The 22,216-nt window shown below is 69.3% G+C and carries 18 protein-coding genes; 10 read left to right on the top strand and 8 right to left on the bottom strand.

Annotated elements, in window-relative coordinates:
* The first annotated feature begins 87 nt into the window (after window positions 1–87).
* Together LPA41_RS05260 and LPA41_RS05265 are read left to right on the top strand one after the other, a co-directional pair.
* Window positions 88–4,620 carry a HAMP domain-containing protein gene (locus tag LPA41_RS05260; RefSeq protein ID WP_229068784.1) on the top strand — a complete coding sequence of 1,511 codons (4,533 nt, stop codon included), beginning with the start codon at window positions 88–90 and terminating at the stop codon, window positions 4,618–4,620.
* Window positions 4,621–4,783: 163 nt separating this feature from the next.
* A complete protein-coding gene (locus tag LPA41_RS05265) occupies window positions 4,784–5,794 on the top strand; it encodes an ATP-binding protein (RefSeq protein WP_229068785.1) in 1,011 nt (336 codons plus the stop codon).
* A gap of 73 nt (window positions 5,795–5,867) precedes the next feature.
* Here LPA41_RS05265 and LPA41_RS42670 read toward each other — a convergent pair whose 3' ends face one another.
* Both LPA41_RS42670 and LPA41_RS05275 read right to left on the bottom strand, forming a co-directional pair.
* Complete coding sequence (locus LPA41_RS42670) at window positions 5,868–7,811, bottom strand: SpoIIE family protein phosphatase (protein ID WP_229068786.1); 1,944 nt, start codon at window positions 7,809–7,811, stop codon at window positions 5,868–5,870.
* Entirely contained in the window at window positions 7,808–8,959 is a 1,152-nt protein-coding gene (locus tag LPA41_RS05275) for an acyl-CoA dehydrogenase family protein (protein WP_229068787.1), read from the bottom strand. Before LPA41_RS05275 ends, LPA41_RS42670 begins: the two co-directional genes overlap by 4 nt.
* 162 nt (window positions 8,960–9,121) lie before the next feature.
* Between LPA41_RS05275 and LPA41_RS05280 the strand changes: the two genes are divergently transcribed.
* The gene (locus LPA41_RS05280; RefSeq protein WP_229068788.1) at window positions 9,122–9,286 is read left to right on the top strand and encodes a hypothetical protein; all 165 of its coding nucleotides are present in this window, start codon (window positions 9,122–9,124) and stop codon (window positions 9,284–9,286) included.
* A gap of 65 nt (window positions 9,287–9,351) precedes the next feature.
* On the opposite strand, the gene LPA41_RS05285 is transcribed toward LPA41_RS05280, so the two are convergent.
* Window positions 9,352–11,064 carry a hypothetical protein gene (locus LPA41_RS05285; protein ID WP_229068789.1) on the bottom strand — a complete coding sequence of 571 codons (1,713 nt, stop codon included), beginning with the start codon at window positions 11,062–11,064 and terminating at the stop codon, window positions 9,352–9,354.
* A gap of 222 nt (window positions 11,065–11,286) precedes the next feature.
* On the opposite strand from LPA41_RS05285, the gene LPA41_RS05290 reads away from it, so the two are divergent.
* On the top strand, window positions 11,287–12,165 hold the full coding sequence (locus LPA41_RS05290; RefSeq protein WP_229068790.1) for a hypothetical protein: 879 nt from the start codon (window positions 11,287–11,289) through the stop codon (window positions 12,163–12,165).
* A 46-nt stretch (window positions 12,166–12,211) separates the two neighbouring features.
* Here the strand turns inward: LPA41_RS05290 and LPA41_RS05295 are convergent, their stop codons facing one another.
* Window positions 12,212–12,376, bottom strand: a complete 165-nt coding sequence (locus tag LPA41_RS05295; protein WP_229068791.1) for a hypothetical protein — start codon at window positions 12,374–12,376, stop codon at window positions 12,212–12,214.
* Between the two features lie 131 nt (window positions 12,377–12,507).
* Between LPA41_RS05295 and LPA41_RS05300 the strand changes: the two genes are divergently transcribed.
* Window positions 12,508–12,840, top strand: coding sequence for a glyoxalase superfamily protein (locus LPA41_RS05300; RefSeq protein ID WP_229068792.1), 333 nt, complete (start codon window positions 12,508–12,510; stop codon window positions 12,838–12,840).
* A gap of 148 nt (window positions 12,841–12,988) precedes the next feature.
* Here the strand turns inward: LPA41_RS05300 and LPA41_RS05305 are convergent, their stop codons facing one another.
* The 3 genes from LPA41_RS05305 to LPA41_RS05315 all read right to left on the bottom strand — a co-directional run bounded on the left by LPA41_RS05305 (window position 12,989) and on the right by LPA41_RS05315 (window position 15,920).
* A complete protein-coding gene (locus tag LPA41_RS05305) occupies window positions 12,989–14,581 on the bottom strand; it encodes a hypothetical protein (protein WP_229068793.1) in 1,593 nt (530 codons plus the stop codon).
* The gene (locus LPA41_RS05310; protein ID WP_229068794.1) at window positions 14,578–15,300 is read right to left on the bottom strand and encodes an ABC transporter ATP-binding protein; all 723 of its coding nucleotides are present in this window, start codon (window positions 15,298–15,300) and stop codon (window positions 14,578–14,580) included. Before LPA41_RS05310 ends, LPA41_RS05305 begins: the two co-directional genes overlap by 4 nt.
* 125 nt (window positions 15,301–15,425) lie before the next feature.
* Window positions 15,426–15,920 (bottom strand): DinB family protein, encoded by a 495-nt coding sequence (locus LPA41_RS05315; protein ID WP_229068795.1) that lies wholly within the window; start codon window positions 15,918–15,920, stop codon window positions 15,426–15,428.
* Window positions 15,921–16,002: 82 nt separating this feature from the next.
* On the opposite strand from LPA41_RS05315, the gene LPA41_RS05320 reads away from it, so the two are divergent.
* The 3 genes from LPA41_RS05320 (at window position 16,003) to LPA41_RS05330 (ending at window position 19,015) form a co-directional block, all read left to right on the top strand.
* Window positions 16,003–17,871, top strand: a complete 1,869-nt coding sequence (locus tag LPA41_RS05320) for a hypothetical protein (protein ID WP_229068796.1) — start codon at window positions 16,003–16,005, stop codon at window positions 17,869–17,871.
* 126 nt (window positions 17,872–17,997) lie between these two features.
* Window positions 17,998–18,741: a cyclopropane-fatty-acyl-phospholipid synthase family protein gene (locus tag LPA41_RS05325; protein WP_229068797.1), complete on the top strand. Its 744-nt coding sequence runs from the start codon at window positions 17,998–18,000 to the stop codon at window positions 18,739–18,741.
* A gap of 118 nt (window positions 18,742–18,859) precedes the next feature.
* Window positions 18,860–19,015, top strand: a complete 156-nt coding sequence (locus tag LPA41_RS05330) for a hypothetical protein (RefSeq protein ID WP_229068798.1) — start codon at window positions 18,860–18,862, stop codon at window positions 19,013–19,015.
* Window positions 19,016–19,580: 565 nt separating this feature from the next.
* Here LPA41_RS05330 and LPA41_RS05335 read toward each other — a convergent pair.
* Window positions 19,581–20,162, bottom strand: a complete 582-nt coding sequence (locus LPA41_RS05335; protein WP_229068799.1) for a TetR/AcrR family transcriptional regulator — start codon at window positions 20,160–20,162, stop codon at window positions 19,581–19,583.
* A 204-nt stretch (window positions 20,163–20,366) separates the two neighbouring features.
* Between LPA41_RS05335 and LPA41_RS05340 the strand changes: the two genes are divergently transcribed.
* Window positions 20,367–20,840, top strand: coding sequence for a flavin reductase family protein (locus LPA41_RS05340; protein WP_229068800.1), 474 nt, complete (start codon window positions 20,367–20,369; stop codon window positions 20,838–20,840).
* Window positions 20,833–22,158 (top strand): NtaA/DmoA family FMN-dependent monooxygenase, encoded by a 1,326-nt coding sequence (locus LPA41_RS05345; protein WP_229068801.1) that lies wholly within the window; start codon window positions 20,833–20,835, stop codon window positions 22,156–22,158. The genes LPA41_RS05340 and LPA41_RS05345 overlap by 8 nt, the downstream gene beginning before the upstream one ends.
* Window positions 22,159–22,216: the final 58 nt, after the last annotated feature.

A 22,216-nucleotide genomic window follows, 5' to 3' on the forward strand; every position in this document is an offset into this window, starting at 1 on the left:
ATGCAGGCCCGCGGCCGTGTGCATACTTACCGCCGATACGAGGTGCTCACGCCTGCGGCGGTGAGGGAACGGAAAAGGACGGATCGGATGACCGACACGGCGACCGCGACGCAGCGGCAGACGACGGACGCGGACACCGCAGCAGTCGCCGATCGCGACCTGCGGCAACTGCTCGCAGGCCTCACCGCGGTCCGCGACGGCGACTTCCGTACCCGATTGCCCGAGGATGCCGACGGGGTCCTCGGCGAGATCGCCACCGTCTTCAACGGCATGGTCGACCAGTTGTCGCTGTTCACCTCCGAGGTCACCCGGGTCGCCCGCGAGGTGGGCACCGAAGGCCAGCTCGGCGGTCAGGCCGAGGTCCCGGCCGTCTCCGGCACCTGGAAGGACCTGACCGACTCGGTCAACGCGATGGCCGGCAACCTCACCGACCAGGTACGCGACATCGCGCAGGTCGCCACCGCCGTGGCGCGCGGTGACCTGTCGCAGAAGATCACCGTGGACGTCCGCGGCGAGATCCTGGAACTCAAGAACACCATCAACACGATGGTCGACGAACTGTCGTCGTTCGCCGACGAGGTCACCCGGGTGGCCCGGGAGGTCGGCAGCGAGGGCCGGCTCGGCGGCCAGGCCGAGGTGCCCGGTGTCGCCGGGACGTGGCGTGACCTCACCGACTCGGTGAACTTCATGGCCGGCAACCTGACCAACCAGGTCCGCAACATCGCCCAGGTGACCACCGCGGTCGCGCGCGGTGACCTGTCACAGAAGATCACCGTCGACGCCCGCGGCGAGATCCTGGAGCTCAAGAGCACCATCAACACGATGGTGGATCAGTTGTCGTCGTTCGCCGACGAGGTGACCCGGGTCGCCCGGGAGGTCGGCACCGAAGGCCGCCTCGGCGGTCAGGCTCAGGTCAGTGGCGTAGCCGGCACCTGGCGTGACCTCACCGACTCGGTGAACTCGATGGCCGGCAACCTGACCGGTCAGGTCCGCAGCATCGCCCAGGTCGCCACCGCTGTCGCGCGCGGTGACCTGTCGCAGAAGATCACCGTGGCGGCCCGCGGGGAGATCCTCGAGCTGAAGAACACGATCAACACGATGGTGGATCAGTTGTCGTCGTTCGCCGACGAGGTGACCCGGGTCGCCCGGGAGGTCGGCACCGAAGGCCGCCTCGGCGGTCAGGCCGACGTCAAGGGCGTGTCCGGCACCTGGAAGGACCTCACCGAGTCGGTGAACGTCATGGGTGACAACCTCACCGCCCAGGTGCGCAGCATCGCCGAGGTGACCACCGCGGTGGCCCGCGGCGACCTCACCCAGAAGATCCGGGTCGACGCGCGCGGCGAGATCCTGGAACTCAAGGAGACCATCAACACGATGGTCGATCAGCTGTCCGCCTTCGCCGACGAGGTGACCCGGGTGGCCCGGGAGGTCGGCACCGAGGGCCGGCTGGGCGGGCAGGCCCGGGTGTCGAACGTCGCGGGCACGTGGAAGGACCTGACCGACAACGTCAACGTGATGGCCTCCAACCTCACCAGCCAGGTGCGCTCGATCGCCTCGGTGGCCACCGCGGTCGCCCAGGGCGACCTGAGCAAGAAGATCACCGTCGAGGCCAAGGGTGAGGTGGCTGTCCTCGCACAGACGATCAACACCATGGTCGACACCCTGGGGGCCTTCGCCGACGAGGTGACCCGGGTGGCCCGGGAGGTCGGCACCGAAGGACAGCTCGGCGGACAGGCCCGGGTGCCCAATGTCGCGGGCACGTGGAAGGACCTGACCGACAACGTCAACTCCATGGCGAACAACCTCACCGGCCAGGTCCGCAACATCGCCCAGGTGACCACGGCGGTGGCGCAGGGTGACCTCACCAAGAAGATCGACGTGGACGCCCGCGGCGAGATCCTCGAGCTGAAGACGACGATCAACACCATGGTGGACCAGCTGTCCAGCTTCGCCGCCGAGGTGACCCGGGTGGCCCGGGAGGTGGGCAGCGAGGGACGCCTCGGCGGCCAGGCCGAGGTCGAAGGCGTCTCCGGTACGTGGAAGCGGCTGACCGAGAACGTCAATGAACTCGCCGGCAACCTGACCCGGCAGGTGCGCGCCATCGCCGAGGTGACGAGCGCGGTGGCGACCGGAGACCTGACCCGGTCCATCACGGTGGACGCCTCGGGCGAGGTCGCCGAACTCAAGGACAACATCAATTTCATGGTGGAGTCCCTGCGCGAGACCACTCGCGCCAACCAGGAACAGGACTGGCTCAAGACCAACCTGGCGCGCATCTCCTCCCTGATGCAGGGCCACCGTGATCTCGAGGTCGTCGCGGCCCTGGTGATGAACGAGCTGACGCCGCTGGTCAACGCCCAGCTCGGCACGTTCCTGCTGGTGGACGACGGCGCCGAGGGCGCCCGGCTGCGCGTTGTCGGCAGCTACGGGCACAGCGGCGCGGGCCGCACGTTCGCGTTCGGTGAGTCGCTGGTCGGGCAGGCGGCGGCGGCCAAGCGGCGCATCGTCGTCAACGACGTCCCGGCCGGCTACGTCACCGTCTCCTCCAGCCTGGGCTCCGCGGTTCCGCTGCACCTGGTGGTGTTGCCGATCGTGGTCGAGGACCAGACGCTGGGCGTCATCGAACTGGCCGGCATGACCGCGTTCACCGACGTGCACCAGGACTTCCTGGACCAGCTGATGGAGACCATCGGCGTCAACGTGAACACCATGGTGGCCAACGCTCGTACCGATGTCCTGCTCACCGAGTCCCAGCGCCTCGCCGCCGAACTGCAGGCCCGCTCCGAGGAGTTGCAGGCCCGATCCGAGGAGTTGCAGCGCTCGAACGCCGACCTGGAGGACAAGGCGTCGCTGCTGGCCCGGCAGAACCGTGACATCGAGACGAAGAACTCCGAGATCGAACAGGCCCGCCAGGAACTCGAGGCCCGCGCCCAGCAGCTGGCGCTTGCCTCCAAATACAAGTCGGAGTTCCTGGCGAACATGAGCCACGAACTGCGTACGCCGCTGAACTCGCTGTTGATCCTGGCTCAACTGCTGGCTCAGAACCCGACCCGCAACCTGAGCCCCAAGCAGGTCGAGTACGCCACCGTCATCCACTCAGCGGGCACCGACCTGCTGCAGCTGATCAATGACATCCTCGACCTTTCCAAGGTCGAGGCCGGCAAGATGGACATCGCCCCGGAGGCGTTCCGGCTGCGCAACCTGGTCGACTACGTGGAGGCGACGTTCCGTCCGCTGACCACCTCCCGGAATCTGCACTTCGAGATCTCCGTCGCCAGGAACGCACCGATCGAGCTCTACACCGACGAGCAGCGGCTGCGGCAGGTCGTGCGTAACCTGCTGTCCAACGCCGTCAAGTTCACCGAGAAGGGCCGGGTTCAGCTGTTCATCGAACGCGCCGGCCGTGACGAGTTGCCCGCATCGATGACCGGGTACGACACCGTGGTGGCGTTCCGGGTCGAGGACACCGGCATCGGTATCGCCGAACAGCAGCTCAGCGCGATCTTCGACGCGTTCCAGCAAGCCGACGGGACCACCAGCCGCCGCTACGGCGGAACCGGCCTCGGCCTGTCGATCAGCCGGGAGATCGCATACCTGCTCGGCGGTGAGATCCAGGCGACCAGCGTCCTCGGGCACGGCAGCACCTTCACCTTGTTCATGCCCGTGCAGACACCGGCACCGCCCGCGGTCTTCACGTACGCCGACCCGGTGACGAGCACACCGGTGCCCGAACTGGTCGCCGAGCCGTCGGCGCGCGATCGCGACACCACCCGCCGGCTGCTGGTGCTCGAAGCCGACGAACACGGACTACTGACCTTGATCGCGCGCGGCGCCGCTGCCGCGGTGGCCGACACCCACGGCGCCGTGCACGTCGCCACGGCCGTCGACGCGGACACGGCGATCGCCGAGCTGGTGTCCCAGAACGTCCACGCGGTCGTCCTGGACCTGTCGATGCCGGCCGACAGCGGTTCGGTCTTCCTCAAGGCGCTGCACGACGAGACCAGGCTGCGTCACCTGCCGGTCCTGGCGTACCGGACCCATCCACTGACCCCGCATCACGACACGCTGCTGCAGGCGCTTGCTCAAACCCGGCCACTGGAGATGCTCACCAGCCTCGACGAGCTTCGGGAGCGGATCACCCTGCACCTGTCCGTCGACCCCGGCACACCGGTCATGCCGCCGACGCCGGGCACGGCCACGCTGGGCCTGCTCGACGCGCCGGCCGGCCGGCTGACCGGGCGCAAGGTTCTGGTCGTCGACGACGACGCGCGCAACGTGTTCGCGCTGACCAACATCCTCGAGCTGCACGGTATGGAAGTGATCTACGCCGAGAACGGCCGCAAAGGCATCGAGGTACTCGCGCAGCACGACGACGTCGATCTGATCCTCATGGACGTCATGATGCCGGAGATGGACGGCTACGCCGCCACCGCCGCGATCCGCGCCATGCCGAAGTACGCGCGACTGCCGATCATCGCCGTGACCGCCAAGGCCATGCACGGCGACCGGGAGAAGAGTCTCGCTTCCGGCGCCAGTGACTACGTCACCAAGCCGGTGGACGCGGAGGATCTGCTGCACTGCATCGGCCGGTGGCTCGAGGACGGGAGTGCCGGCCACTGATCGGCGGTGCCGTTGCCGTGCCGGCATCGGTGTAGTCCTCAGCCGGTAGGGTACCGATGTTTCTGCCACCCTTTCAGCTGTTTCGCGTCAGCCAGATGCGCCGACAGCGGTAGCGAAGCCCACGTGATCACCAAGATGGAAAGCATCCGGGAAGTTGCCGATCATGACCATTGGCGCCGCGACCGCTGCCGCGCCGCGTCCGTCACCGTTCGTGCACACGGCTTTCGTCGTCGACGCTGACGGCGACCTGAGCATGCTGGTGTCCGATCTGCGCCGGTCGGTCGCACTCTACGACGAGGTGCTGGTGGTGGTCGGTGACCACACCCGCAGTGTGCTGACTGATCAAGGCGGCGACGTCGCCGCGGCGGTGCGCTGGGACGACGTGGGCAAGCACTACCAGCGGCTGGGCTTCGCCTACGAAAGCTTCCGGCGGTACCTGGCCGACGCGCATCGGGCGCGCCGCCGGGTCCACGTGGTCGCCGAACCCGATCTTGTCACCGGCGTGGACGCCGCTCTGCGGGCCGACCGGGCTGCCGCCTACCTGGCGTATGAAGCGATGTGCAACCACACGTATGCGCTGGGTGGTGCCGCAGTCACCTGCGTCTGGGACAGCCGGTATCACCCGGAGAGCGTCCTGCGCGACGTCCGGACCACGCACTCCCACGAGCTCACCCCAGCCGGTCGCGTCCCGTCCTCGCACTACCTGCCACCGGAGCGCTACCTGGCCGACCACCGCGACACGGTGATGCGGCCACCGCCGGCGCACGTCGACCACGACATCACCGTCGCCGAGGTCGCCGGACTCACCGACCTGCGTTCGACGGTGAGTGGCTGGGCGCTCGGGCACCGCTTCGCCGGGGAGGCGCTGGACGATCTGATGGTGGCGGTCATCGAAGTGGCCACCAACGGACTGCGACACGGTGGTCCGCCGGTGCGTGTTCGTGCCTGGCACCACCATGACACGCTCGTCGTGCAGTGCGACGACGCCGGCGCCGGCCCGATCCCGGTGCTCGCGGGTTACCTCCGTCCTGATCCGCTGGCAGCGGTCGCGGGCGGCCGAGGGCTGTGGCTGGCCCGCCAGCTGGCCGACGTGGTGACCGTCGACTGCGTACCGGGCCGGACCTCGGTCAGACTGCACTTCCCGCATCAGGTCATGACGTCCGCCTCGGCATGACGTTCGCCGCGGACAGGGGCGCGCACGCCGGAGTCTCAGCAGGCAGCGTCGTGGGCCCGTCCGACGGGACTGGCTAGGTCGCCACGGCGACGAGCAAGGCGAGATCGTCGCGGACCGGACCGGCAGAACTGCTCACGGCGCGGTTAAGCAGCGTATCAGCGACCGCCGCGGCCGACAGGGTCCCGCCGGGCAGAGCACCCACTTCGGCGGCGAGATCCTCCGGTTCGCGCGAGAAGACGCCGCCGCCTTCGGTGAAGCCGTCGGTGTAGCAGACCACGGCCGTGCCGGCGGTCAAGGCGATGGTCTCGCTGTGCAGGCGCAGCCGGGGCGTCGCCCCGAGCAACGTTCCCCGGCTGTCGGCCAGGCGGGCCGTGCCGTTGCGGGCGATCACGGGTGCGGGATGCCCGGCGCAGCTCAGCTGCAACTGTGAGCACCCACGTGCGCCGACGGACAGCAGCCCGTAGACGAGGGTGCAGAACCGTGCGTCGCCGAGCCGCAGCAGGGCCTGGTTGACCAGCGGCAGCACGTACGCGGGGTCGGGGGAGTGCTGGGCAGCGGTCCAGATGGTGTGCCGCACGAGCCCGGTTGCCGCGGCGGCTTCGGGTCCTTTGCCGCGGATGTCGCCGAGTGCCAGCACGTAGCGTCCGTCGGGCAGTGCGAAAGCGTCGTAGAAGTCGCCGCCGATGCGGGTGCCGTCGCCGTGCGGCAGGTACCGCGCGGCCAGATCCATGTTCGGGATCACCGGAAGCGTCGGTGGCAGCAGCGGACGCTGCAGAGCCTCGGCCACGGCGCGGACACTGTCGTTGAGGTGGTCCTGGCGGATGCCGACAGCGATCTGCCGGGCGATGGCGGGCAACGGCGCCAGCACGGCGGGGTCGGCCGTTGCGGGGTACACCACGCTCAGCACGCCGACCCGCTGGTTCTCGCTCAGCAGTGGGTAGCTGAGTACGCCCGGCGAGGGTACGGCCGCCGGCTCGGAAGCATCGGTGATGCCGGTCGCCGCCCCGCTGGTGGCTCGCAAGGCGGACGGAGCGGTGCCCTCGCCGCCGGTCCAGATGGCTGCGGCGGTCAGGCCGAGATGGGTGGTGATGGCCTCCGTGCACCGATGCAGCTTGCGGTCGAGGGATTCAGCGGCGGTCAGCGCGGCCGCGACCTGCGCGGACGCGATGGCCGCCTGGCTGCGCAGTGTCAGCTCGCGCTGAGCTTCCACCAGTTCGGTCACGTCCTCGATCAGGATGAGCAGACGGGTACGGCCGGTGTCGTCGATGCTGGGCTGCCCGGTGACCCGTAGATGACCGGTGACGCCGTCAGCTGCGGTGCGGTGGAAGGTGGCCGGCTTGGTGCCGTCGCCGGCGTCGTACCGGGCGGTGGCGAGGTATCCCGCCACCGCGCCCGGATCGTCGAACAGTGCGGGTAGCCCGGTGTGCAGTGATCCGGGATCCCGCAGATCCAGCAGGTCGGCGGCGCGGGCGTTCCAGGCCAGCAGTTCGGTGGCGGTGCCGGTCAGGACGGCGCCGATCGGGGCCCGGCTGAGCAGTTCGCCGAAGAGCCGTTCGCCGAGCCGGGACTCGATACGTGTGCCGGCCGCGGCCAGGTGTGCTTGCGCCCCGGCCTGCATCGCCCGGTGCCGCCGCCGCGTGGCCAGCATCTGGAACAGTTCGTCGAGCAGCAGGCCCACGTGGTCGAGCTGATCCTCATGGATGCGCCGGACCCGTTCGCCGATCATGAGTGTCACCGCGTCCATGCCGCCGGCCGGCGGGGGGCCGACGATGATCACCGCCAGATGGCTGGTACCGGGCCGCAGCCGGTGCACGACTGCGGCCGGATCCGGTACCTGCGAGCCCAGGACCACGACGACGTCGTCCGCCTGCCGGCCGCTGACCGATCCGGTGACCGCGTCGACGGTCACGGCGGAAACCGGCAACGTGATCACCTGTGTGCCGGCGTGGCCGGCGTCCGCCCATGCCGGGGCGGCCGTGGTGCCGACGGCCACGATCCGGCGCGACACGCCGGTCACTCCTGCAGCATCGGTTCGTCGAGCAGCGCCCGGCCGGCCCAGGTGCGCAGGATGTCGGTGGTCGGTGACATCACGTGCGCGGCGCGGCCGTCACGCAGCAGCCGCTGCAACGTCTCCTCGCCGGCGTACCCGATGCCGCCGACGATGGTCATCGCCTCGTTGGTGACCGACCCGACGGTGTCGGCGATCTCCGCCTTGGCCGAGCACAGCGCCAGCAGTGCGGCCGGGCCACCGGCCTGGGCCTCCTCCGCGGCGAAGTACAGCAGGCGCCGGGCCCGCTCGACCTGAGCCCACATCCCACCGAGCCGGTGCTGCAGCACCGGCACCGACGCCAGCCGGCGACCGCTGTGGGTGTGCCGGCGCCGCCTGAGGTGATCACGGGCCACGTCGAACGCCGCCGCTGCCACACCCAGATAGGTGCCGGCCATCGCCATCAGGAAATACGGGGCGACGACGTTGAACACGAACCAGATCTCGTCACCGTGCTCGCCCAGCAGCTGCGACCGGCGCAGGCGCACGTCACGCAGCCGCAGCGACCGCGAGTCGTTGCCGCGCATGCCGAAGCCGTGCCACGCCGGTCCCCAGTGCATTCCCGGGGTCTCCGCGTCCAGTGCCGCCATCGAGAAACTGCCGGTGGCCGAAGCCCCCGCGGCCAGGTTGACGACGTACGAGTCGACGTGCGGGCCGTTGGTGACGAAACTCTTCGTCCCGTTCAGCACGACGTCGTCGCCGTCGTCGTGCATGCGGGTCTGCGGCAACCAGAACTCGCTGCCCGTGCCGGGCTCCGACAGCGCAAGCGTGGTCAGATGCTCGCCGGCGGCGATCGGGCGCAGATATCGCTGCTCGTGCCAGGCGGTGGCTTTGGCACCCAGCACCGCCGAGCCGACCAGATGCATGCCGAAGCAGATCGACGTGGACGCGCAGTAGCGGCCGGTGACCTCGCCGACGCGAGCCACCGCCAGCAAGCCGTGGCCGAGCCCGCCGAGGCGCTGCTCGACGACCAGACCGCCCAGCTCCCGCTGCAGCTCCTTCATGCTGGTCCTGGGCCAGCGTGCTTCCCTGTCCACCACCGCGGCCTCCGCGGCGATCGTGGTCTCGGCGATCCGCTGCGCGGTAGCCAGCACAGCGCCGAGCTCGACCCTTGCCACGTCAACCCCTCCGTCATCCCGGCACACCTCTGTGCCAGAGAGCAAGTATTGCCTGCCCGCTCGAACACCTGTGCCCCGGACCGGGTGCACGCGGCACGCGGGGTGCTGCGGCGCGGAGTTGGTGGCTGCGCCGGACGGCAGTGCCCAGGTGCTAGGTACGCCGTGGTCGAGCCGGCCGCGGAGCATCCCGCCACGCAGGCGCACGTACCTCGTTTCCTGCTCGTGGCAGGAGGAGCGGCGCTGCTCGGCATCTCGTGGCTCGTCAGCATCCCCCTCGGCGCCCTGGCGAACCTCCTCGGCGAGTTCTTGATGTCCCTGACGAGTTAGCAGCCACCTCAGGCACCCGCGACTCCGCTAAAAACAGGCTGTTCGCATAACCGCAGCCGCGCAGCCTATTTCGGCGGCGGTACGAAGGTGCACGCCTGTGTTGACGGTATGAGCTCGGCTCCGGCTTTGGTAGCGGACTGCATTTCTTTCTTGATCTTGTCCGTCGGGTACCAGGTGCGAGGTTCGGCGGGAAAGCCTGCCGCCAGCAGTTCGGCGTTCAGGTTCCGGTAGTCGGGCCCGTACAGCACGTACATCCGATTTGTCGGGCCCTGCACGACAGTCACCGCGTCCGTGCGGGAGAAACGCTGCCCGGAGAGATCGGTGGCGAACAGCGACCCGAGCCGTTTCTTCGCGACATGACTCGCGCATGCCTGCACAGCCGGAGACTCCTGCGCCAACCCTTCGAGTTGCAGCACAGGAGGAAACACATAGCCATCCGGGAGAATTCGCAGACGGTTCGGCGCCATCGGCAATTCACCCACGACGCCCGCACCGCTGGAAAGCGTCGTCACTGCGACAGAGTCTGTCGGCAGCCGGAGCAGTTGCCGGCCGCCCGGATGCCAGAACACGGTCATGCCGTCCGACGCACCCAGGCGCAGCATCCGGTCGGGAATCTCAGGAGTCGGGCCGTCGGCAGTCCACTGCACTTCGACAACCGATGTGCGGATCCGTAGGAACGTTGACGATCCAGGTGCGACCGGAACTGCCAGGTTCTCCGGCCGCGCACCCGATACCTGCCGTGCGGCGTACATGCCGGCGAGAGTCAGGATCGCTACCGCCAGCACCGCCGCCGCTCGGCGCATCGGCGCTGACGGCGCGACCGCGTACCGGTTCACCAACCACGCCGGTCCCGGCCTGCGCACCAGTATTACGCCGCAGACGGCAAGGACCGCGATCACGGCTACCAGCCCGGCCGCGGCTGGCAGCAGCCACGGCAGCTGCAGTGTCAGCGCCTTGGCGTATCCAACACCGATGTCTTCCGGCTCGAGTCCGAAACTGCCGTAGAACGCGTTGTAACCCAGCTGGATTGGTACGAACAGCAGCAGTCCCGCCAGCGCGACCGCGACGGAGACACCGCTGAGCGCAGCGGACCACGACCGATCGGTTGCCTCCGCCGCGGAGGTCGGCGCCTGAGCGGGATCGTGAGCGACGAGCATCCGGCCGTGAACAACCGGTTCGCGGTTGCCGATCCACCGGCGGGCCAGAGAACCGAAGGCCACCGGCAGTGCCAGCGAGCCTAGGTTCACCCCCATACCGGCGAACAGATCCGGGTACGGCTGCGCGGCCAGCACCATCACAGCGACAGCGACAGACGCCGCCGTCACCGCAAACGTGCATCGCACGGCCACGATGGTGACCGCGGTCAGGAACAGCAGTGCGTGTACCGACTTGGCAAAGTCGCCCTCCAAGAAGGGCGCGGCCAGCGGGAGGATCAGCCAGCGCGTCACACCGGAGAGCGCGTTCATCGCATGGTCGGCCCAGCCGACGGAAGCGATCAGCACTGCCGCGCCGAGAAGCGCATCGATCGGTCGCCGCCACGCACCGGCGACGAGCATGACCACGACGAGTGCCCATACAGCCACGACCAGTACCTCAGCGGCGCCGTAGAAGTGGAGCGCGTAGAGCCCGCTGACGGCCAGCAGCCAGCCGAGCACGCCGAATATGACGGTGCCCCGGCTCAGCTTCAGGCGGTCCGCCCGCTGAGCGGCGACGGCGAACAGGATCGACAACCGGCGGCGCAGACGATCAACGAGACGGCGGACGTCCACGGCGGGCATGCATCGACGTTAGCCAGACCCGGCAACGATGCCCCGCCCTTCGAGTGGCGCGTCCGGATCCGCTCGCTCTGATGTGTTCCTGTGTCCGACCGTACGGATCATGACCCGGGCAGTCGTCGCTACAGTGATCTTGCCAGCACTGTTGCGGCGCTGTCCGCCCGCATGATCGCTGATACCGTTCCGAGCCCCGGGCTGCGGGGGAGAGCGAGAGGACGGTCCGTCGTGGTGGACAAGAACATCGAGCCGGTAGCGGTCGACGTCGACAACCTGGCGTTGGAGCCGCTCGGCTGGACCGCCCACGACATCCGGGCCCGCCTGGTGACCGAGCAACTGTCCGCGGGTCTGGTCGGGCAGCGCGTCGCGGTCTCCGGAACCGCACAGTTCACCGAATCGGCCTGGGCGGACCGCTTCAGCGGCGACAGCGCAGCACCGCAGGTCCTGCTCACGCTCAATCGGCGCGGCAGCGGCCTGCTCCCCAGTTACGCGAAGGTGATCGCGGAAGGCGCCACCGCGGCCGCCAGGCGCCCGATCCGTTTCACCGAAACCAGCGAGACCTGGACCGGATCGCAGCCGCTGACGGCTGATGACCTGGAGGTACGGGTGACCGGTTACGACTTCGACAGCGTGCCCCTGTCGTTCAAGCTTCCGTCGGGTGCCGCAGCCAATCTGCCGGTCACCGTCGTCGACGAAAGCACCTGGCCCTCACTGCAGGTCAAAGCCATGGCAGTCGCCGAGGTGGGGCAGGACCAGTTCGGCACCGAGCTGCGAGTCGACATCGAGGGGATAATCGAGCTCGGCACGGTCCAGGAGTTGCTGGCGGACCATGCGGCACATCCCCGTACGCCGTACGACCGGCTGCGCGACGTTCCGAGGCTGTCCGTACCCGGCCTGGTCATCGAGGTCACCGACGACACGGACTTCCTGCTCGCCAAGAGGGCGATCAGGCTCTTCGGAGCAGTCACCGCTGACGAGACAACCGCGGCACCTCAGCGGGCGCCGCGGTTCGTCGCCGGCCTGCGCGTCGGCAGCGCGGGCCTGGCCGGAGAACCCGCCCAGGTCGTCGTTCGCGTCCTCGACGCAGCAGATCTCAAGTCCATCTGACCGGCTGCCCCGGCCACTGATCTCCGGTACGGCGCCGTCAACCGCGCTACTCGACGGCGGCGTACCCCCAGAACGTCTGCTTGGTGAGAGGTGCGGCCAACGGGTCCTGCGGTGGTGAAGCCTTTGTTCCCCGCCGACGAGCATTGATGTCCATGCCCAGCGCGATGAGCAGCGCCGGGACGACCACAGCCGCAACAACGAGGATGATCACCTGGACACATCCTTATCTCGGGTACTCCTGAGTATGACGCAGTTGCCTCCGGACGTCACACCACCGGACTGCGGTGCGAGCCGATTGCTCCACGACCGCGGCATCGATGACAGGTCTGCCAGGATGACCGCATGGACGAGAAGATCACGCCCATCCTGCATACGAAGAACGCCCAGGCGGCGGCGGACTGGTACGCGCGACTCGGCTTCGCCAAACAGTGGGAGCACCGTTTCGAGCCCGGTTTTCCCCTGTTTCTCTGCGTTTCACGTGGGCCGATGCAGATCTTCTTGTCGGAGCACCGCGACGATGCCCGGCCGGACACGCTCCTGTACCTGCACGTCGGTGATGTCGAGGCGGTGGCCGCCGAATTCCAGGTCGCCGTCGAACAGGCGCCGTGGGGGAGAGAGGTCCACTTGACGGACCCGGACGGCAATCGCCTACGCATCGCCGGCGCTCAACGCTGACGATCTCCGCCGCTGGCGATCAAGCAGGCTGATCGACGCGCCGGCATCCGGCATCCTGAGCCGTGGACGCGGTACTCGATTCCACTGCTCACCCGAAGACAAAAGTCATTCCTTGCCTGCGGAATCCGCTCCGGCGGTGGCCTGGGCCTCAGCCTTTCGTCAGGGCGGACGGGCGTAGCGTGGCGGTGTCCCGGGAGGCCATCGCGTCGAGAAGGCGCGTCCCGCGCTGGTGAAGGAGGCGCACGACGAGAGTGGGGGTCATGGACAGGACGGCGGTGGCCAGGAGGACGGTGGCGAGCGCGGTCACCCACCATCGGTCCCCGGTCACCGCGCCGATGATCGCGGGGATGCCGGCCGCCAGCAGTACGACCGGGAAGATCGTCATCTGCCCGCCGGTCGGATCGCCTGCCTGCTGGCCCGGGTAGACGCGATCGCGGGCGTCGGCGCCCACGGCCGGCATCACGACCGCGAGCAACGGCGCGACAGCGCAGCCGACTGCGGCCGCGCTGATGGCACCGTGGACGGCGACGCCGCCCAACGGTGAGGCGGTGACGGCCCACAACACGGCCGTCAGCACGACGGACGGCAGGCCGAACAGCAGTGCCCAGGTCACCATCCGCCCGTACACGTCGGCTTTGATGGCTCCTGGTGTGGTGAGGAGTTGCCACAGCGCCGTGCCGTCCAGGGCATAGGTGTTGATCGCCACCATCGCGCCGAACACGGCCGCCGCCGGGCCGGCGAGGGGCAACGCCCAACTCCAGTCGGTGACCCCGATGATCAGGGCCATGAACAACGGTGTCAGCCAGGCGGTGCGTAGTTCCACGCCACGCGCCGGATCACGCGTCCAGGTGGCCAGCTCGCGCGCGGCGACCGCGGACACCCGCGGCGCCGTGAAGGGCCACGGCAGCCCGCGTCCGGGTGTGGCGGGCCGTTGCGGGGCCGCCCGGCGCGGCGACCGGCGCAGGGCGTGAGCCGTCAGCGCGATCCAGACCAGGTGCAGCAGGGCACCCAGGGCCAGCAGCATGACCAGGTTCGACGCGGCGCTGTCACGGGGGACCACCGCGCTGTACCCCCAACCGGTCGGCAATGCCGTGAGCATGTCGGTCAGCGATGTCGGCAGCCGCACCGCACTGGGGACGGTCAGGGCGGTGTCACCGTCGCCGAGACGCGGCAGCAGCCACGCCGCGACCGGCACCCATCCGGCGAACGACAGCGACAGCATGACCGCGGTCTGGACAGCGGCCAATGTCATCCCGGCCCCGGTCTGCAGCAGCCAGGCGGCCGACGCCGCCACCGTCTTGCCCGCCCAGATGAGCAGATACAGCTGGGCCGGCACCGCCGCCACGGCGATCGCGACGGTTGCGGGGCCGCGCGGCGTGGCCAGCACCACCAGGGACGACAGGCAGACCAGCGTGATGAGCGGGCCGACGCCGAGCATTTCGGTCCAGGACAACGCCCGTGCCAGCCGCCACGCCGGGATCGGGTAGCCGCGGAGCCATTCCCGCGAGATGACCGACGGATCGTGGCGTGGCTGGGCCAGCGGCCCGAACAGCCACATGCCACCCCAGACGGTCAGCGCCACCAGGACCCAGCCCTCGTCGATCACGCCGCGGGCGGCCACCGCAGCTCCCGCGATCACCAATGCCGCCAGAACCAGACCGGCGACCAGGCTGAAACCGCGCTCGTTGTGCGGGCCGTTGCGGAACAGGCGCAGCTTGAGCGCGAACAGCGTGCGAGTCATCCCAGCCACTCCAGGTGGCGCACCGGGTCGGCGCCGACCAGCTCGACGAACCGCTCGTTGAGTGTCGAGCCGGCGGTCACCTCCGCCACCGGTCCCTCGACCAGCACCCGCCCACCGGCCACGACCGCCACCCGGCGGCAGTTGCGTTCGACGAAGTCCATGATGTGGCTCGACAGCAGCACGGTGCCCCCGGCACCGACGTACTGCTTGAGCACCTGTTCGATGGAATGGGCGGAGACCGGGTCGATCGCCTCGAACGGCTCGTCCAGCACCAGCACCCGGGGCCGGTGCAGCATCGCCAGCGCCAGATTGATCTTCTTGCGCATGCCCGTGGAGTACTCCACGATCAGCGTGCGCGGGACCACGTCCAACCCGAGGATCTCCAGCAGATCGCCCGCCCGGGCCTGCCAGCCGTCGTCCAGGCCACGCAGCCCGGCGCTGTAGCGCAGGAGCTCGGTGGCGGTCAACCGCTCGGGCAGCGACAGCCCGTCCATCATGACGCCCAACTGGGCGAGTGCCGTGTCCCGGTCGGTGCGCAGATCGTGCCCGGCGATCCTGATCGATCCCGAGGTGGGTTCCCGCAGCCCGCAAACGGCCGTCAGGGTGGTCGTCTTGCCGGCCCCGTTGGGTCCCACGATGCCGTAGAACATCCCCGGCGGGATACTGAGGCTGAGCCGGTCGACGGCGAGCACGGGGCCGAAACGCTGGGTGAGTTCCACTACCTCAACGGCAGGGACGGATGGATCAACCACGGTGCGACGATTCCCCCATCGATCGGCTCTGATCATTGGCAGCCTTCCGCATCACCGGGCGGAAGGTCAACGACACCTCGGTCCCTCCAGAATCACCGGCCGGTGGTGCCGTCGATGAGTTCGCGGAGGATGTCGGCGTGTCCGGCGTGCCGGGTGGTTTCGCTGGTCATGTGAGCCAAAACCCAGCGCAGCGTACGGGGCTCGCCGTTCACGGCCTGGGCGGTACGGACGTCGAGGTCACCGGCCGCACGGATGTGCGCGTCGCTGTCGGCGGCAGCGTTGCGGTAGCCGGCGATGACCTGTCCGGCCGACTGGTCCTCGGCGACCGTCATGCCCAGGCCGGCATCGGCGTACCGGGGGTCGCCGGCCACGGTGTATCCGAACCAGTATCGTTCGGCGCCGGTGAGGTGCTGGACCAGCCCGAGCAGCGTCGTGTCGGACACCACCAGGCGGCGTCGTAGCTTCCCCTCGTCCAGCCCGTCCAGCTTTTTCAGGACACAGGACCGGCCGAAGGACAGAAATGCCAGGGCCGTGTCCGTCTCGTTGTCATCGTTGAACGGCACGGGTTCGCGCTGTGACTCGAGCATGGGCACGACCTTACGGCGACTACGCCGGCCGGGTGGGGCGAGCGGGACCGCTACAAGATCGCCTCGCGTCTATCCTGGCGCGATGTCTTCCTCCCCGCCGTCCGACGTGAGCGGCGGTCCGTTCGGTGACGTCCTTGTGGCCTATCGCCTCGGGTGGACGGCCCGGCGGCTGGTGGCGGCGGTGGTGTTGCCGATCGTGGCGGTGACGCTGGCGGTATCGGCGGCGCTGGACTGGTTCGGTGGCGGCCGGCTGGTGATCGTCGACGGTGTTCCCAGCGTCGGTGACAGCCACGATGTCGCTGTGCTGCGGCTGGCGGTGACGGTGTTCGGCTGGCTGCTGGCTCTGCTGTCGGGCACGGTTGCCGTCGTTCGCGCGGCGGGGCCGCTGCGGGCCGTCTCGCGGGGAGCGGCGGGCCTGCCGTTCGCGGTGGCCGTTCTCGGCGCGGCGGCCGGCGCGGGCTACGTCCTGCTGCGCGTGGCCGCCGGCCTGATGATTTTCTTCGTCGTGGTCGCCGTTGCCGTCGCGGTGGCTCTCGTGGCGGTTCGGCTGCTGCTCGGCGTGACCGCGTGGGTGGCCGGTGCGGCCGGTCGGGCGCCGTCGTGGCGGGATGCGGTGTCGTTCCTGCTGGGCGGTGTCGGGGTGCCGATCCTTCTCGCGGTCGTCGCCGACGCCGTCGGGCTCGGCGCAGGCCCGTACGCCGGTCCGCCGGTCGGCGCCGCGCTGATCGTTGTCGCGCTGGCGGCGCAGGTCGGACTCGCCGCCCGTCCCCATGTTGCCGCCCACCCGGATGTCGCAGACCCGAACCGGTCGACCCGGGCCGTGTGGTGGCCGGGTGCCGCACTGCTCGGTGCAGCCGTGCTCGTGCCCGCGGCGCTGGTCGTCCTCAACCCGTTCGAGCTGCCGTCGGTGCGCACGCACGACCGGGGTCCGAGCACCGCGACGGCGGTGGCCTGGCCGTCCGGCGGGCATCCGGTGATCGTGACCTCGGGCGGGGTGTGGTTCTGCGACGACGATCTGTGTGACCGCTTCACCGACGTCAGCGGTGGCCCGCCCACGGTCGACGGCTTCGGAACGGCCTCCATCGGCCCGGACGGGACAGTGGTGAAGACCGCGGTGACCGGCGGCCCGGACACCGGCGGCCCGTTCGTGCAGTACGCGCGGTGCGTCCGCGACGGCTGCAGCCAGGCCTGGCTACCGGTCCGCGCCGACGCCCGGGAAAGCCCGGGGCCGCAGGGAGTCGGGACCGAAGCCGCCGGCGCGGCCGCGCCCGACGGTGCCATCTGGCTGTTCGTCGCGGTGCCCGCCGACGGCGGCGAGTACGGCCGATACCGATTCCTGATGATCCGATGCGCGGACGTCGCCTGTGCCGCTCCGCAACGCCACGAGCTGGGGTTCGCCGACCACACCCCGGCGGACGGCTTCTCCGGCGGGAGCCGGGCGCGGCTGGCGATCGGCGCCGACGGGCGGCCGACAGCATCGTTCTGGCTGGGCTGGAGCGTGCACCGGTTCAGCTGCGAGCCGGTCACCTGTGCCGGCCCGCGCCAGGCCGACGGGCGGGCCGCTCCGCCGGACGCGGTGTGGACCACCGCCGGCGATCGTGCGGTCGCGGTTCGGGCGGGGGAGTTGTACGACGGCGACAACTCGGCGCTTGTCGGTCCCGGCGCGGCCGCGCAGTCTGGTGCGGTGGCCGTCGCCGGGCCGTACGTCTATCTGACCGCCGCCCTGCCCTCCACCGGCGACCGCGGCTTGCACCTCACAATCGGCGAGCCGGCCCGGTACTGGCGCCAGACCGTGTGGCGCTGCGCGAGCCTGACCTGCACCAGCGCGCCGCTGGACGGTTATGCCGGTGAGGCACGCCGGGAACTGCTGGCGGTCGCCGACGACGGCCGGATCCTGGTGGTCCGTGACAATCGGATCGTGCTGCGGGAGACACCGTTCGGTCGCGGGTGATCAGACGATCCGGAGCGGGGCCGCAGTGAACCGCACGAACTGGCTGGCTCCGATCGTCTCCAGGACCCGTTGTGGCGCATCCGGGTGGGTGAGCGGCGGTTCGGTTCGTGCGTGTTGACTGTGCTCGTGGATCGTCAACGGCTCAGCAGCATCGCGCACACCCACCACCCGATCGCGGCGCCCGTCTCCGGCGTGAACCTCAACCGCCTGCTGCGCCGGGCCGGTCGCGAGCCTGCGGCTCGGATCCTTGACCTCGGCTGCGGGGAGGCGGCGTGGGCGCTGCAGGCATTGGCGCACTACCCGGACGGGGTCGCCGACGGCCTTGACCTCAGCCCGTACGCGCTGGAGCGCGCGGCGGCCGCCGCCGCCGAACGTGGGCTTGCCGACCGGCTCACGCTGCACGAGCGGGATGCCCGGGAGTATCCGGCCGACGGCGGCTACGACCTGGTCCTCTGTATCGGCTCGACGCACGCGTTCGGTGGATTCGGGAAGACCCTCGACGCGGCCGGGCGGCACCTGAACGCCGACGGCGTACTCATGGTTGGCGAAGGATTCTGGGCGGTGCCGCCGACCCGGGCGGCGCTGGACGCGCTGGATGCGACCCCGGCGGATTACACCGCCCTGGCGGGTCTGGTCGAGGTGGCCGCCAACGCCGGCTGGGTGCCGGTGTACGCGCACGTCAGTGAGGCTGCGGAGTGGGACGAATACGAGTGGTCGTGGACCGGTTCTCTGACCGGATGGGCGCTGGACAACCCGGGCCATCCGGATGCCGCGGCGGTGCTGGCGATCGCCCGGAATCACCGGAACGGATGGCTGGGCGGCTATCGGGGCGTGCTCGGCTTCGTAACCCTGGTGCTGCGCCGGGCCTGACGCCTATATGCGGCGGCTTGGGCCCCGCTCACGCCCGTTCTCACGTAACGCAGCATCGTGGCCTCCGAGAGGCCGCTTTCCCGGCCCATCCAGATCAGGGCTGCCCCATCATCGAACTGTGCCGAGACAGGTACGCCGTGAGGTTCTGGCCACCATGAACACCGAGGACGCCGACCGGCTCGTCTCGATCCCGTTGGAGAAGGCCATCCAAACCGCCCGGCTCCTGGAGAGCGTCGTCATCTCACTGGATCGGCTCCGCCGGAACGGCAGGTGACGTCGACCGTGACACGCTCGACCGGTTCATGACCGAATGACTCGTCGGCCCGCGTCTCTCCCGTGCCCGCTCCGTGCTGTGGGACGCCATCACGGACGTGATCGGCGAGGAGAAGGCCGAGGCACTCGCCGAATCGGCGCCTCGCTTCCCAGGCCCTGTTCCGGGCGAGGTACGCACGCTACGCGAAGAGTTACGAAGGTGGAACGAAACGCAGTTCGGCAACTGATGACCACGGGCCGGGTCGTCTCCACACTTCCCGTTCCATAATCGAGGTCCAGCGCCGGTTGTCACTGAGGCTCGGCGCCGCCCAGATATGCCGCGGTGGCGTGTCGGCATGGGGCTGAGTGGCCCCACGGTGTTCGAGATCTGTGGTGTTGTGACGGCTTGGGTTGGCCCCACCTGAGCCAGCGGCCAGAACCCAGTTTTGTGACGGAGCGTTAGCGTCGTTGGGGGATCCTCTCCGGCGAGAACGTCGGTCGAGGCAGGTGGGGTGAGCGCGGTCGGCCGTGGCATGGGTTTCTCACTCGCCACGTGGCCGCCCACGGCTGGCGGATGTGTCAACTCGCTAGGTCGTTGCCCAGCCGGTTCGCATCAGGTTACTCAGCGCGGTGGGTGAGGATTCGTCGGCTACGGCGGCGCCACGTACCCAGCTCATGGCCAGGACGGCCAGGAACAGATCTCTGCCGCGCACGTCGGGACGGGCGCCGCCGTCGCGTTGGGCTGCGTGCAGGAACTCGTCGGTGGTGGTGATGAATCCCTGGCAGGTGAGCGCGAGGGGAGAGGTGTCCTCGGAGAAGGCCGCACGCAACGGTTCGGGCAGGCCGTCGAAGGCGGTGGCCCATTGGCTCAGCGCGTCCAGCCAGCGGGCGAGCGCCGCCGTGGTGTCCGGCTCTTGCCGGATGGCCTCGCGCTGGGAGACCAGTTCGTCGTTGCGTGCTTGCAGTAGGGCGGCCAGCAGCGACTCCCGGTTGGGGAAGTGCCGGTAGAGGGTGCCCGGGCCGATGCCGGCGCGTTTGGCGATGGCGTCGAGTGAGCCGGTGATGCCGTGTTCGGCGAAGTATCGCTCAGCGGTTTGCAGGATGTGTGTCCGGTTGCGCTGTTTGTCCGAGCGCGGTCGGCGCTCGTTCGCGGCTGTGGTCTCTGCCACGACTCCCGCCTTTCGTTGACAAAGCGGAGACTGTCTCCTGTAAGTTTCTGCGAGTACAAACGGAGACTATCTCCTTATGGGCCGGGTGGCTATCCGCGGCCCGCCAGTCACTACTGGGCGAGCGCTGTCCTCGCAGCCGAGAAGGAGTTCGAGACCATGAGTGTCCGGGCGCAGACACCCACACCGTCAGTGACGCCGACAGCGATGAGGCACACCCTCGCCGGCTTCACGACGGGCCTGTCCGTTGTGGCCGCCGAGATCGACGGTCAGATCGTCGGCATGCCGGCCAACTCGCTCGTCTCGGTGTCGCTGGATCCCCCGCTGGTATCCCTCGCGTTCGCGCACACGTCAACGACATGGCCGGTGCTGCGCCGCGCGCCGCATTGGGGCATCAGTGTTCTCGGTGAAGAACAGGCGGGGATTCTCCAAGCCCTTCGGCGGCCCGCCGCACACCGCTTCGCCGGTATCGAGATGACCATCGACGACGGTGCCGCGTTCGTCCGCGACGCCCTCGCGACGATCGCCGTCACGCCCCACAGCACCATGCCCGCCGGCGACCACACGCTGGTGCTGCTCCAGGTGACGCGTTTACACAGGGACACGACGCAACGGCCGCTCGTGTTCTTCGACAGCACTACCAACACGCTTTCCCACGGAAAGGAACACGCGCATGGCTGACAAGAAGATGATTCTCGGCATGGCTCTGACCTCTGGCTACGGCAACCTCGCCGGGGCCTGGCGCGCACCGCATGTCGACCCCGGCAACTACGCGAGCGTCGAGGCGAACATCCGTTACGCGCAGGCCGCCGAGCGGGGTGGATTCGCCTTTGTGTTCACCCCGGACTTCCCAGCGGTCCGCGGTGATGTGGAGATGCTGGGCATCCAGAACATCATGGATCCGATGATGCAGCTGGCGGCCATCTCGCAGGCCACCAGCCGTATCGGGTTCGTCGCGACCGGATCCACGACCTTCCAGGAGCCGTTCAATACCGCACGCCAGTTCAAGGCCCTGGACGTGATGAGCCACGGCCGCGCCGGCTGGAACGCCGTCACCACCAGCGACCCGGCCGTCGCCGCCAACTACGGCAAACCCGTCGCCGACCGCACCGAGCGGTACCAGCGCGCCCACGAGTCGATCCAGATCGTCGAGGCGCTCTGGGGTAGCTGGGGGAACGACGCGTGGCTCAAGGACCAGAAGTCCGGCCGCTTCGTCGACGCCGCCAAACTTCGGCCCATCAACCTGCAGGGCGAACACGTCGCCTCCCGCGGACCTCTGGCGATCCCGCCGTCGGAACAAGGCCAACCGGTGATCTTCACCTCCGGCGGCCCCAGCCCGCACCTGCTCGAGCTCGCCGGCCGCTACGCCAGCGGCTTCATCGCCGAGGTGTGGACGATCGAGGAGGCCCGCGCCCAGCGAGATCTGGTGCGCAACGCCGCCGCGCAGGCCGGCCGCGACCCCGACGACATCAAGTACTTCGCCGGCCTCATGACCACCGTCGCCCAGACAACCCGCGAGGGCCTCGACCGCCGCCTCTCCCTGCAGGGCGACATCATCGAAGCACGCCTTCCCCACCTCGGCGCGCTGCTGGGTCTCAACATCGGCCCGAACCGCTACGACAAGCCGCTCACCTCGGACCAGCTTGCCGCCGCTTACGCGTCGCCGATGGATCCGCGCTCCGGAATCGCCCTGGAACTAGCGCGCCAGGGCTGGTCTCCGCGCGACATCCTCGCCCACGGCGTGATCGACTACCACCCGACCACCGTCGGCCCCGGCGAGGTACACGCCGACCACCTGCAGAAGTGGTTCGAGGCGGGCGCCGTCGACGGGTTCTGGGTCTCCCCCGACGTCTACGAGGACGGCGTCGACGCCTTCGTCGACGAGGTTGTGCCGCTCCTGCGCAAGCGCGGCATCTACCCCACCGAGTACCCAGGGACCACCCTGCGGGAGAACCTCGGCGTCGCAGGCCAGTACGGACTGGATCCACGAGTCGCCTGACCAGGCCGAGCGGCGGGGACGGTCATGCGGGACCTCGCCTGGTCGTGGCGCCTCCAAG

The sequence above is a fragment of the Actinoplanes sp. DH11 genome, from assembly GCF_020873875.1.
In the GTDB taxonomy this organism is placed as follows: Bacteria; Actinomycetota; Actinomycetes; order Mycobacteriales; family Micromonosporaceae; genus Actinoplanes.

Excerpts from the sequence above, each read along its gene's own strand:
- LPA41_RS05260 (WP_229068784.1), top strand. The coding sequence starts at position 88 with ATGACCGACACGGCGACCGCGACGCAGCGGCAGACGACGGACGCGGAC.
- LPA41_RS05265 (WP_229068785.1), top strand. The coding sequence starts at position 4,784 with ATGACCATTGGCGCCGCGACCGCTGCCGCGCCGCGTCCGTCACCGTTC.
- LPA41_RS05285 (WP_229068789.1), bottom strand. The coding sequence starts at position 11,064 with ATGCCCGCCGTGGACGTCCGCCGTCTCGTTGATCGTCTGCGCCGCCGG.
- LPA41_RS05300 (WP_229068792.1), top strand. The coding sequence starts at position 12,508 with ATGGACGAGAAGATCACGCCCATCCTGCATACGAAGAACGCCCAGGCG.
- LPA41_RS05305 (WP_229068793.1), bottom strand. The coding sequence starts at position 14,581 with ATGACTCGCACGCTGTTCGCGCTCAAGCTGCGCCTGTTCCGCAACGGC.
- LPA41_RS05315 (WP_229068795.1), bottom strand. The coding sequence starts at position 15,920 with ATGCTCGAGTCACAGCGCGAACCCGTGCCGTTCAACGATGACAACGAG.
- LPA41_RS05320 (WP_229068796.1), top strand. The coding sequence starts at position 16,003 with ATGTCTTCCTCCCCGCCGTCCGACGTGAGCGGCGGTCCGTTCGGTGAC.
- LPA41_RS05340 (WP_229068800.1), top strand. The coding sequence starts at position 20,367 with ATGAGGCACACCCTCGCCGGCTTCACGACGGGCCTGTCCGTTGTGGCC.
- LPA41_RS05345 (WP_229068801.1), top strand. The coding sequence starts at position 20,833 with ATGGCTGACAAGAAGATGATTCTCGGCATGGCTCTGACCTCTGGCTAC.